This window comes from Paraburkholderia sp. BR10872 (assembly GCF_040965835.1).
In the GTDB taxonomy this organism is placed as follows: domain Bacteria; phylum Pseudomonadota; class Gammaproteobacteria; order Burkholderiales; family Burkholderiaceae; genus Paraburkholderia; species Paraburkholderia nodosa_A.
In genome coordinates, this window is record NZ_JBFRCN010000053.1 from 56,849 (window position 1) to 68,522 (window position 11,674).

The 11,674-nt window shown below is 63.5% G+C and carries 8 protein-coding genes; 3 read left to right on the forward strand and 5 right to left on the reverse strand.

The features are described 5' to 3' along the window. Positions 1-8: 8 nt before the first annotated feature. Together AB4Y43_RS31690 and AB4Y43_RS31695 are read right to left on the reverse strand one after the other, a co-directional pair. Positions 9-3,218: an efflux RND transporter permease subunit gene (locus AB4Y43_RS31690; RefSeq protein WP_368729586.1), complete on the reverse strand. Its 3,210-nt coding sequence runs from the start codon at positions 3,216-3,218 to the stop codon at positions 9-11. A 253-nt stretch (positions 3,219-3,471) separates the two neighbouring features. Beyond that, positions 3,472-4,515: a LysR family transcriptional regulator gene (locus tag AB4Y43_RS31695; protein ID WP_368729587.1), complete on the reverse strand. Its 1,044-nt coding sequence runs from the start codon at positions 4,513-4,515 to the stop codon at positions 3,472-3,474. Positions 4,516-4,744: 229 nt separating this feature from the next. On the opposite strand from AB4Y43_RS31695, the gene AB4Y43_RS31700 reads away from it, so the two are divergent. Both AB4Y43_RS31700 and AB4Y43_RS31705 read left to right on the forward strand, forming a co-directional pair. Next, the gene (locus tag AB4Y43_RS31700) at positions 4,745-5,452 is read left to right on the forward strand and encodes an MgtC/SapB family protein (RefSeq protein ID WP_069268708.1); all 708 of its coding nucleotides are present in this window, start codon (positions 4,745-4,747) and stop codon (positions 5,450-5,452) included. A 186-nt stretch (positions 5,453-5,638) separates the two neighbouring features. After that, entirely contained in the window at positions 5,639-5,890 is a 252-nt protein-coding gene (locus tag AB4Y43_RS31705) for a GlsB/YeaQ/YmgE family stress response membrane protein (protein WP_042265070.1), read from the forward strand. Positions 5,891-5,981: 91 nt separating this feature from the next. Here the strand turns inward: AB4Y43_RS31705 and AB4Y43_RS31710 are convergent, their stop codons facing one another. The 3 genes from AB4Y43_RS31710 to AB4Y43_RS31720 all read right to left on the reverse strand — a co-directional run bounded on the left by AB4Y43_RS31710 (position 5,982) and on the right by AB4Y43_RS31720 (position 10,276). After that, positions 5,982-7,508, reverse strand: a complete 1,527-nt coding sequence (locus tag AB4Y43_RS31710; protein WP_069268707.1) for an acetyl-CoA hydrolase/transferase family protein — start codon at positions 7,506-7,508, stop codon at positions 5,982-5,984. Between the two features lie 196 nt (positions 7,509-7,704). Then, positions 7,705-7,926, reverse strand: a complete 222-nt coding sequence (locus AB4Y43_RS31715; RefSeq protein WP_028205643.1) for a hypothetical protein — start codon at positions 7,924-7,926, stop codon at positions 7,705-7,707. 130 nt (positions 7,927-8,056) lie between these two features. Beyond that, positions 8,057-10,276 carry an FUSC family protein gene (locus tag AB4Y43_RS31720; RefSeq protein ID WP_368729588.1) on the reverse strand — a complete coding sequence of 740 codons (2,220 nt, stop codon included), beginning with the start codon at positions 10,274-10,276 and terminating at the stop codon, positions 8,057-8,059. Positions 10,277-10,442: 166 nt separating this feature from the next. Here AB4Y43_RS31720 and AB4Y43_RS31725 point away from each other — a divergent pair, with 166 nt between their 5' ends. Further along, the gene (locus AB4Y43_RS31725) at positions 10,443-11,456 is read left to right on the forward strand and encodes a LysR family transcriptional regulator (RefSeq protein ID WP_069268705.1); all 1,014 of its coding nucleotides are present in this window, start codon (positions 10,443-10,445) and stop codon (positions 11,454-11,456) included. Positions 11,457-11,674: the final 218 nt, after the last annotated feature.

The following is an 11,674-nucleotide window of genomic DNA, read 5'->3' on the forward strand; positions in this document are numbered from 1 at the left end:
AATTTGACTTAACGGGTATCGCCTCGCGTAGCCCGGCGCTGCGCCTCGCGCTCGCGTTTCGCGGCGGCGCGGTGGGCGAGCCGGGTATGCACGGTCGCAAACATCAGGGGTACGAACAATAGTGTGGAGACCGTAGCGAACAGCAGGCCGCCGATCACCGCGCGTCCGAGCGGCGCATTCTGCTCCGCGCCTTCGCCGAGGCCGAGCGCCATCGGGACCATGCCGATCATCATGGCGAACGCCGTCATCAGCACCGGGCGTATGCGGGTGGCGCCGGCTTCGAGCGCGGCGGCGAGCGGCGACGCGCCGGCGGCAAGACGCTGCCGCGCGAACGAGACCACGAGAATGCTGTTTGCGGTCGCGACGCCCACGGTCATGATCGCGCCGGTGAGCGCGGGCACGCTCAAGTGCGTGCCGGTGATGAACAGCATCCACGCAATGCCCGCGAGCGCGGCGGGCAGCGCGCTGATGATGATGAGCGGATCGGCCCACGACTGGAAGTTCACGACGATCAGCAAATACACGAGCACCACCGCCATCGCAATGCCGACGCCCAGACCCACGTACGACGAACGCATCGTGCCGATCTGCCCACGCATGGTGATGGTCGTGCCGCGCGGCGCGTGCGCCTGCACATGCCGGATGATGTCGTTGATGTTCACGCCCACGGAGCCCAGATCGCTGCCCCCCACGCTCACGAGCAGGTCGATCACGGGACGGATGTTGTAGTGCGTGACGATGGCCGGCCCGCTATGCGGATTGAGCTGCACGAGGTTGCTCACGAGTTGCAGCGGCGCATTGGGATTCGTCGCGCGTGCGGAAACGGGCGTGCCCATCACCTCGTTCATCGAGGTCTCGCGATACTGCGGCGTTTGCACCGTGAGCGGATATTCCACGCCGTTTTGCGGGCTCACCCAGAACGCAGGAGAGGTCTGGGTGCTGCCCGAAAGCGCGATCAGCACGTCCTGCGCAACGTTTTGCGGACTCAGGTTCAACTGCTGCATACGCGTGCGGTCCATGGCGAGCGTGAGCGCGGGCTCGTCGTTACGCTGCTCGATGTGCGCATCGACAGCGCCCGGCAGTTGCCGCACCTGCTTGAGCAGCGTGCTCGCAAGCGCCATGTCCTGATTCAGGTTCGCGCCCACGACCTGCACGTCGATCGCCGCGGGCTGACCGAAGTTCAGAATCTGCGTGATGATGTCGGCGGGCTGGAAGAAGAACTCGACGCCCGGGAAGCGTTGCGGCAGCAAGGTCCGCAGCTTGTCGATATAAATGCGCGAGGGATCGTGATCGGGCTTCAGCGCGATCTGGATTTCACCGTCGAGCGTGCCAATCGTCCCCGCATTGCTATACGAGAGGTTGATGCCGCTATAGGGCAGGCCGAGATTGTCGACGATCGTTTCGAGTTGATCGGCCGGCACGACTTCGCGAACCACCTGCTCCACCTGGTCAGCCAGGCGCGCGGTTTCCTCGATGCGAAAACCCGTTGGCGCGCGCATGTGCAAACGAATATTGCCCGCATCGACTGAAGGAAAGAAGTCGCGGCCAAGGAAAAACACGAGGACGAGCGAAAGCAGGCAAAACGCGAGGAAGGTGCCGCCAAAGAATTTGCGGCGCGCGAGCAGCAGGCTCAACAGCGCGATGTAATTGGCGCGCAAGCGCTCGAACGCATGATTGAAGCGCCAGTGTATGCGCGCGAAGAGCGAGCCTTGGGCGCGCTGTGCATGCGCGGTGGGATCGTGGCCCTCGAAGAGCAGCATGGCGAGCGTCGGCACCAGCGTGCGCGAGAGGATGTACGACGCGATCATCGCGAACACCACGGCTTGCGCGAGCGGCACGAACAGAAAGCGCGCTACACCGGTGAGGAAGAACATCGGCACGAACACGATACAGATGCACAGCGTCGAGACGAGTGCGGGTACCGCGATTTCGCCCGCGCCTTCGAGAATGCCGTCGTGCAGTTTCGCGCCCAGATGCAGGTGCCGCTCGATGTTTTCGATCGTAACCGTGGCGTCGTCCACCAATATGCCGACAGCGAGCGCAAGGCCGCCGAGCGTCATGATGTTAATGGTCTCGCCAAGCGCATAGAGGGCGATGATCGAAGAGAGAATCGACAGCGGGATCGACACCGCGATGATGAGCGTGCTGCGCCAGTTGCCGAGAAAGAGCAGGATCATCGCCGCGGTGAGCGCGGCCGCGATGAGCGCTTCGCGCACCACGCCCTGCACGGCGGCGGAAACGAAGACGGACTGGTCGAAGAGCGGCTTGACGACGAGGTCGGCGGGCAGCGTGTCGCGTGCCTTCGGCAGCAGGTCCTTGAGGGCGCCCACCACCTGCAGCGTCGAGGCGTCGCCGCTCTTGAGGATCGACATCAGCACGCCGCGCTGGCCGTCCTGGCGCACGACATTGGTCTGCGGCGTGAAGCCGTCGCGCACATGCGCCACGTCGCCGAGATACGTGGTCGCGCCGTTTACCGTCTGCACGGGAATGCGGTTGAGTCCGGCAAGCGTATCGGGCGATGCATTGGTGTCCACACGATATTCGGTTTGCCCGAGCTTGGCCGTGCCCGTCGGCAAAATCAGGTTCTGCGCGTTGACGGCATTGACGATATCGGCGGGCGTGAGGCCCTTCGAAATGAGTGCGCGCGTATCGAGGTCCACGGAAATCACGCGCGTCTTGCCGCCATACGGGTAAGGCACCTGCGCGCCGGGAATCGTAATGAGCTGCGGGCGCAGGAAGTTCATCGCGACGTCGGCGAGCGCCTGCTCGCTCATCGACTTGCTGGACAGGCCGAGCTGGATCACCGGAATGCTCGAGGCCGAATAGCTGATGACGAGCGGGGGCGTCGCACCGGGCGGCATCTGCTTCACCTGCGCCTGTTCCGATGCAACGGCCTGCGCGATCGCGGTTTGCAGGCTCGCACCAGGCTGCAGGAACAGCTTGATGATCGCGATGCCGGGCAGCGACTGCGACTCGATGTGCTCGATATTGCTCACCGTGGTCGTCAAGCTGCGCTCGTTGACCGAGGTGATGCGATCGGCCATGTCTTTCGCGGAGAAACCGTTGTACGACCAGATGATGCTGATGACCGGGATGTTGATGTTCGGCAGCACGTCGATGGCCATCGACATGAGCACGAACGGCGTGGCCAGCACGATCAGGATGGCCATCACGATGAACGTGTACGGTCGCTTCAGCGCGAGATTGACAATCCACATGTCAGTGTTTCGGACAACTCAGGCGAGGGGTTGAGACGGCGACGCATTCATCCAGCGGGTGCCGCATCATAGGCAATGGCGGTGGCAGGTCGCTGTCGCCAATATGGCGAAATTGACAGGCAATGCGCGAGACGCGCGAAAGCGCGCGGGAACGCAGATAGATCGGCGCTGTAGCGTCGCGAAGCGCCGGAAATCCGCAGCCGCGAAACGCGCCGTAACACACTCGCGCTTCGCGAAGACTTCTTTAACTGCTTCAGTTCACAAGACGCAGGCGCTCCAGGTCGTGCGTGTTGTGACCGCGGCCCCGACCGCTGCGCGCACGCGTGCCTCGCGGGCCCGCGTGTGCATCCATTTCGCGAAGCGGCTCGTCGCAGGTGGCGAGCGCGGCCTCCTGCTCGGCAAGGACGAGCGGCACCTTCTCGCGCAGAAACTCGACGAAGGTGCGGATCTTCGCATCCAGATAGCGACGCGAAGCGTACAGCGCGTAGATGTTGAGCTTTTGCAGGGTGTGCGTGGGCAGCACGCGCACCAGCGTGCCGTCGGCGAGACCGGGCAGCGCAACCGGCACCGGCAGCGGGCCAATGCCCATGCCTTCGCGTATGGCGAGCGCAAGCGCTTCGGGATTGTTCACCTGGAACGGCGTCACGCCCGTATGCCGGAAGGTCTCGCCAAGCGGTCCCTCGGAAACCCATTGGCCGGCGGGCAGGCTCGCATCGGTCAGGTGCAGACAGGTATGCGCTTCGAGGTCATCGAACGATTGCGGCTCGCCGCGCGTGCGCAAGTACGCAGGCGAAGCGCAGAGAATGGCAGCGGTGCTGCCCAGATGCTGGGAGATCAGCGCGGAGTCCTCGAGTTCGGCGGCCACCACGACCGCGACATCGAAGCCCTCCTCGATGATGTCCGGCATCTGCTGCGCGATGGTGAGATCGACCGAGACCTCCGGCAAATGCTGCTGATAGCGCGCGATGAGCGGCATCACATAGTGCTGCCCGAAACTCGTGCCGCCGTACACGCGCAGCTTGCCCGCGGGGTTCGCGTGCGCAGCAGCGGCTTCCGCTTCGGCCTGCTCGATGTCGGCAAGAATGCGCTTGCAGCTCTGGAAGTAACGCTCGCCCGCTTCGGTCAGCGACATGCGCCGCGTGGTCCGGTTGAGAAGCCGTGTGCGTAGCCGTGACTCCAGGTCGGTGACCGCGCGCGAGACCTGCGCCGTCGTCATCGTTTCGCTCGCCGCAGCGCGCGTGAAGCTGCCGGACTCCACCACTCGCACGAAGACCCGCATATTGCGCAGCGTATCCATCAGAAACTCCCGTTCATTCGACCTGCCTTCCCATCTCCATACGAATGAGGGTAGTTTCGCCGACGAGCCGTGGCCTGATCCTGACTCGAACATGACAGCGCGGACAGCTTGGCGCAAAGCCCCGTCGCGCGTATGATCCACGGGCCCCCGGGGCGTGCTGCGATGCATCCCGACGCCTCGCGCGAGAGCCGCCTGGCGTGCGGCCGCCCTGCGCTTTGATGACAAAACGATGACTCTCGAATTCGCCCTGCGCCTTCTCGCGGCGTTCGCCTGCGGCGTCGCCATCGGCCTCGAACGCCAGATTCGCCAACGCACGGCCGGTCTGCGCACGATCACGCTCGTCGCCAGCGGCGCATGTTTGTTCGTCACGCTCGGCGTGCTGACCGGCAATGGCTCGACCGGCGTGACGCAGATCGCGGCCTATGTCGTCTCCGGCGTGGGCTTTCTGGGCGGCGGCGTCATCATGCGCGAGAAGGGCTCGATTCAGGGCATCAATACCGCGGCGACGCTATGGTGCTCAGCGGCCGTGGGCGTGCTGTGCGGAGCGGGCCATTACGGCCCGGCGGTGGCCGGCACCGCTGTCGTGCTGCTCACGAATACCGTGCTGCGCGAGGTGAGCCGCATCATCAACGCGTCGCCTGTTTCGAATGCGGATCTCGTGCGCGCTTATGTGCTTACGGTGGTTTGCCGCGAAGAGGATGAAATCCATATCCGCACGTTGCTTTCGAACTCTCTGTACTCCACGCCGCTTTCGTTCCAGAGCCTCACGAGCGAGGACCTGGCCGGCGATCCGCCGCGCCTGCGCGTGACGGCGACGATGCGCCTGCACCCGAAGTACCAGTCGAAGCTGGAGCTCCTGGCGAACCGCCTGAGCATGGAGAAAGGCGTCTCGAGCATAAGCTGGACCGCCGCGGAACCCGAAATCGCGCCCGAATGAGCCTTGCGCATTGCATCGGCCGGCATTTCTTACGAATGCATTTCTAATTCGTTGCTTTTTTTGAAACTATCGGCGGCGGTTTTCAAGAACTGTCAATTCTGGCCGCGTTTCATGGACGCGTATCCGCCCTTGGACTAAGCTCCATTCACCGTGATTCGTTCACGCCAACAAGGGGAGTCTACTCATATGCAACACGGCATCATTGCCTGGCTCATCATCGGCGCAATCGCAGGCTGGCTCGCTGGCGTTCTCGTCAAAGGCGGCGGCTTCGGATTGTTCGTCGATATCATTGTCGGCATTGTCGGCGCGTTCATCGGCGGTTGGCTTGCCGGGGTGCTCGGCATTCATATCGGCGCCGGCATCATCAGTTCGATCATTACCGCCATTGTCGGCGCGGTCATTCTGCTCTTCATCATCCGCCTCGTGCGACGAGCGTAGCGAATTTGCGCTATCAATGAAAAGCGGGAGCACCGTTGCCGGTGCTCCCGCTTTGTCTTTGTGTGCTTCTAAATAGCGAGCGCCGTGGACCTTAGGCGTTCGCAACGAGTCCGCCCGTCGCTTCAGGCAGCATCGAACCCGTTTGATTGAAACGCAGATGCATTTCATACGCGCGTGCGAGATCGTGCGGCGTCTGGCCGCCGAACTGGAGTGCGTCGCGATAGTAGTCGCGCAGCAGGTCGCGATAAAGCGGATGCGCACAACGCTCGATCACGAGGTTCGCACGTTCGCGCGGCGCAAGTCCGCGCAGATCCGCCAGGCCTTGCTCGGTGACGATCACGTCCACGTCGTGCTCGTTGTGATCGACGTGCGGCACCATCGGCACGATGCTGGAAATGCGGCCGTCCTTCGCAATCGCCTTGGTCGCGAAGATCGCGCACGACGCATTGCGCGCGAAGTCGCCCGAGCCGCCAATGCCGTTCATCATGTGCGTGCCGCCCACGTGCGTGGAATTGACGTTGCCGTAGATGTCGCATTCGAGCGCGGTGTTCAGCGCAATCAAGCCGAGGCGCCGAATCACTTCGGGATGGTTGCTCACTTCCTGCGGACGCAGCACGAGCTTGTCGCGATAGCGGTCGAGTTCGGCGAGCACCTGAGCCTGGCGTTGCGCGGAGAGCGTCATCGATGCGCCCGAGGCGAATACCATCTTGCCGGAATCGATCAGATCGAACGTCGAGTCCTGCAATACTTCGGAGTACATCGTAAGCGCTTCGAACGGCGAATCCACGAAGCCCGAAAGCACCGCGTTCGCAATCGTGCCGATGCCGGCCTGCAGCGGCGGCAGTTGCGCGCTCATGCGGCCGTGCTTCACTTCGTGCTGCAGGAATTCGATGAGGTGGCCGGCAATACGCGCGGTTTCTTCGTCGGCGGGCAGCACGGTCGAGGGGCTGTCCGCTTCGTTCGTGATGACGATGGCGGCGATCTTCTCCGGCGGAATCTCGATGGCGGTCGTACCCACACGGTCCTGCGGACGCACGATCGGCAACGGATCGCGATGCGGGCGACGGCCAGGAATCCACACGTCGTGGAGGCCTTCGAGCGCGAGCGGCTGTGCGAGATTGATCTCGACGATCACCTTCTCCGCGAGAATCGCGAAGCTCGCCGAATTGCCGACCGACGTGGTCGGCACGATCGCGCCGGTTTCCGTGATCGCGGCGGCTTCGATGATCGCGAGATCGAGTTTGCCGAGCAGGTTCGCGCGCAGCATCTCCACGGTTTCCGAAAGATGCTGGTCGACGAACATCACTTCGCCGCGGTTGATCGCCTTGCGCAGCGTGGCGTCCACCTGGAACGGCAGACGGCGCTCGAGCACACCCGCTTCGGTCAGCATGCGATCGACGTCGTGGCCGAGCGAGGCGCCCGTCATCAGCGTAATGCGCAGCGGCTCTTTCTCTTCGCGCGCACGGCGCGCCAGTTCGAGCGGCACGGCCTTCGTGTCGCCCGCGCGCGTAAAGCCGCTTGCGCCAACGCGCATGCCGTTGCGCACGAGTTGGGCCGCCTCGGCGGCCGAAGTGATTTTCCCGCGCAAGGCGGCACAACGAATACGGTCTTCGTACATCAAAGTCTCCACAAACTCTCTGATCGCCTGGTGCCTATTTTCAGGTCTTGCATCGGCGGTCGTGCACTGCGAGTTTCACAAAACACTGTTGCAGTGTTTTGAGCAGCCACAATGCGCAAAGCCGCGGCGCCCTTTTGAAGGCGTCGCGGCACAAGATATCAGCGTGCGCCTGCACATGGCTGGCGTGCTCTCGATCTCAGCTACCGAAATAAATATTGCAGAAGCTGACCGGGCCGACGCATTCATCCTTCTTTGCCGGCTTTACGATTTCGCGGTGGGCGGGCGCTTGCGCTACCTGCGGGGCAGCGGACTGCGCAACCTGCTGAGGGACGCTTGCTGCCGGTGCTTCGTTCTGTGCATAAGCAGCGGCGGCGGCAAACAGCGAACAGGCAACAACAGCGATCTTCAGGGACTTCATTTTACTCTCCAGTGCTAACGGTTACTGCGAAGCAGTGATGTGACTATATGACTCAGGGTCGAATAGATTAAGGAGTCGGGGTGGAAGGCATATTTCCAGACTGCAGCAAGATCGCGCGGGGCCCGCATGTTCATTGTGTTTTCAACGATCTGCGCGGCGCAAGCGTACGGCGTGCACGGCGCGCCAGCGGCCCGAGCGGCGCGTCGCGGTCGAGCAGCGCGCTGCGGATGAAGTGCAGATGACTCAGCAGCCGTTGCGCCTCGTGCCGCCTTTCCCGCTCGTGATGCACGGTGGCGAGCGCCTCCTGGGCGATCCAGGTCGCCGCGCGCACGGCGCTGAGCGCGTGGTCGAGCGCAATCCCGTCCGGGTTCTGGAAAAGGTGCGCGATGTCCTCCTGAACGCGCGCGAGAGCCGCAGGCCAGCGCGCGTCATGACGGTCGAGCCAGGCTGCCGCGTGCGCCTCGTTGCGCAGATCGACCACGGCGTGCCCGACTTCGAGCGTGACGAGCATCCAGCGCAGCGCGCGCCGGTGCGCCTGGCGGCGCCCGATCAGCAAGAGCCTCAACCGGTGCATCAGATCGTGCGTACCGGACTGGAAGCGCTGGCCGAGGCCATCGAGTTCCCCATGGCTGGCCAGCACGACCTGGCCGCGCAACGACACGCACATGCGCTCGACGAGCCAGTTCATGTGCGGTGGAAACACCACCGCGAACGCGAGCGAGGCGACCAGCATCGCGGCGACGACGGCGATGCCGTTGTTGACCAGCAGATCCGGCGTGTACACGATCACGTTGTCCGGACCAGCCAGCAGACAGAAGAACACCGAGAAGCCGACGCCATAGCCCGCTATGCGCGAGCGGGTGGCGAGAAAGGCGCCGATGGCGAGCACCGGAACGAGTGTCGCGCAGAGCAACGGAAAGCCGTCGACATTGGGATAGACGTAGCAGGTGAAGAGATAGCCCGTCACGGCGGCAAAGGCCGCGCCAACCGCCATCTGCACGGCCATGCGCGACGCGTTCGGCGCCGACGACGTGAGCGCGCACGTGAGCGCCGCCGCGATCATCGCAAGGCCGCCGCTCGGCCAGTCGGTCTTGACCCAGAACCAGCCCAGCGACGCCACCACCACGGCCGTACGCACGAAGGTGAACGCCACCACGTACCAGCTCGTGCGAGGCACGTAGCGCGCGGCGCGCGGCGCCTGCGCAGGACTCGCTTCCATGAGCGCTGCCCAGGTGCGGCTGTAGCGCACGATCTCGGTCGTGAAGCGATAGATGAGTTCGGCCGAGGTGTCGAAGTCGGGCAGCGCTTCGGGCAGCGCATGTTCGAGCGGCCGCCGCGTCTCGCGCACATGACGCGGCAGCGTGCGCTGGAAGGCCTCGAGCCCATCGGCGACCCTCCGCGCATGGGCGCGATCGCTTTCGTCGCGGCCAGGCCGTTGTGCGAGCAGCGCCGCGAGTTCGTCAAAATACGGCGCGAGCGGTGCGATCGCCGCGTCGCGCCAGTGCAGTCTTTTGAGCAACTGGCGCAACGCATGCAGCCGCGCGCAGGCATCCATGAATTCGGAATTCAGACGCGAAAGCAGGCCGCTGCGCGAGCGCATCGTCGGATCTTCGAAAGACGAGAAAGCACGCGTGGCCTCGAAGCCGACGACATCGTCGACGAGACTCGCAAATCGCCCTTCGAATGCGCCCCTTTCGAGCCGCCCAGCCAACACCGCCGCAGCGAACGCAGTAAAATTGAGATAGCGTGAGCGCAGGGTTCGACCGAGCAACGAGCCCGACTGCCGGGGCACGATCACCGCGCTGACCATGCCCGAGCAGAGAATGCCAATGGCCACTTCGGCGCCTCGGCCGAGTGCGGCGAGAAAGAGACCGTTGGGCTGCATCACGAGCGGAATGCCGATCAACGCTGCCGTGTAGCCGGCAAGCACGAAACCGTACCAGCGAAAATGGCGATTCCTCATGGCGGCAGCCGTACATGCGGCCACCCACCCCGTCATCCCGAGGATGTAGAGTTCGGGCTGCTGGACGAACACGGCGCCCAGTACTACCGCCGCGACCATTCCCACCGCAGTGCCGACGATGCGATAAAAGCTCTTGGCGAACACCATGCCCGAGAGCGGCTGCATCAGGACGAACACCGTCGTCATCGCGATGCGCGGCTGCGGCAGGTCCAGCAGCATGGAGATGCCCATGGCAAGCAAGCAAGCCGCGACCGTTTTCAGCAGATGGAGCCAGATCGCGCCGTCGCTGCCCTGCCAGTCGCGCAACGCCCGTCTGACCGCGCGCCATATGATCTCCGCGCGCCGACGCGAGTCGAACGCTCGATGTATCGCAGGCTGGCGGCTCATGACAAACGCTCGGCTGTTTCAAAGACAGGGGCCGATTGTAGGAGCGTCATTGCGCCGCATTAATGGGACGCGCGGGGAACCTCCGTTCCAGATCACTCAACAATGGCGCGCCCATACAGGCGGACAATATCGTTTCTGTACCGAACAAGAAGGTCAAGAAGGTCTGATGGATACGTTACAAAACATGCGGGTGTTCGTGCGCGTCGTGGAAGCGGGCAGCTTCACGGCCGCGGCTCAGTCGCTGGATTCGACCACCGGCGCGATGTCGCGCGCGGTATCGGAACTCGAAGCGCACTTGCGCACCCGTCTGCTCAACCGCTCGACACGCCGGCTCGCGCTCACGCCCGCCGGCGAGCGGTATCTCAAGCGTTGCTCGCAGATTCTCGCGGACGTCGATAGCGCGGAAGAAGAAGCGAGCTGCGCGCACGAACGCCCGGTCGGGGCGCTGCGCATGCACAGCTTCGCAAGTATTGGTCAGCAGTACGTGCTGCCGGCGATCTCGCGCTATCGCGCGCTGCATCCCGAAGTCACCGTCGAACTGACGCTCTCGCAACGCATGCCGGATCTCTTCGAGGGCAGCAGCGACGTCTCGGTGGTCACGGCGTCATCGCTGCCGAATTCCGATCTCGTTTCGCATCAGCTGGGTTCGACGTACAGCATTCTGTGCGCCTCGCCTGGGTATGTGCATACGCACGGTGCGCCACGCACTCCCGCCGACCTCTCGCATCACGACTGTCTGATTCTCAAATCGCCGGCGTTCCCGGCGCATGAGTGGACGCTCGAGGGGCCTGAGGGCAGCGTCGAGATGCAAGTGGACGGGCCGGTGCAGGTGAACATCGCGGAATCGCTCGCCGTGGCGATACGCGAGGGGATGGGGATCGGGATGTTGCCGGTCTACGCCGCAATAGAAGGATTGCGTAACGGGACGCTCGTGCGTGTGCTGCCACAGCACAAGCTGCAAAAGACGAACGTGTATGCGCTCTATCCGTCGCGCAAGTTCGTCGATGCGAAGACGAAGACGTGGGTGGAATTCTTGCGCGCGCATCTCCCGCAAGTCATCGAGCGCGACCTGGCGCTGCTTGAAGAACTGACTCAAGAGCAGCTGACGGACGTCGCAGAAGAGGTGGCCTTGGCGAAGGACGCTGGGGTCGCAGCAGCTGTGCAGAAAGCGGCGCAGTAAGCCTGCGCTTGTGAAAGCGGGTTAACGCAAAAAGCCGTCCATTGGACGGCTTTTTTGTTTTCTGCATCTGAAGATGCCCAAACGCCAGAACCCCGGCTCTCTTTCGGAGACACCGGGGTTCTGGACGTTACAGCATAAGGAGCCTGACGATTACCTACTTTCACACGGGCAATCCGCACTATCATCGGCGTGGAGCTGTTTCACGGTCCTGTTCGGGA

Coding starts and splice junctions, on each gene's coding strand:
- AB4Y43_RS31700 (WP_069268708.1), top strand. CDS start 4,745: ATGACTCTCGAATTCGCCCTGCGCCTTCTCGCGGCGTTCGCCTGCGGC.
- AB4Y43_RS31715 (WP_028205643.1), bottom strand. CDS start 7,926: ATGAAGTCCCTGAAGATCGCTGTTGTTGCCTGTTCGCTGTTTGCCGCC.
- AB4Y43_RS31710 (WP_069268707.1), bottom strand. CDS start 7,508: ATGTACGAAGACCGTATTCGTTGTGCCGCCTTGCGCGGGAAAATCACT.
- AB4Y43_RS31705 (WP_042265070.1), top strand. CDS start 5,639: ATGCAACACGGCATCATTGCCTGGCTCATCATCGGCGCAATCGCAGGC.
- AB4Y43_RS31720 (WP_368729588.1), bottom strand. CDS start 10,276: ATGAGCCGCCAGCCTGCGATACATCGAGCGTTCGACTCGCGTCGGCGC.
- AB4Y43_RS31695 (WP_368729587.1), bottom strand. CDS start 4,515: ATGGATACGCTGCGCAATATGCGGGTCTTCGTGCGAGTGGTGGAGTCC.
- AB4Y43_RS31690 (WP_368729586.1), bottom strand. CDS start 3,218: ATGTGGATTGTCAATCTCGCGCTGAAGCGACCGTACACGTTCATCGTG.
- AB4Y43_RS31725 (WP_069268705.1), top strand. CDS start 10,443: ATGGATACGTTACAAAACATGCGGGTGTTCGTGCGCGTCGTGGAAGCG.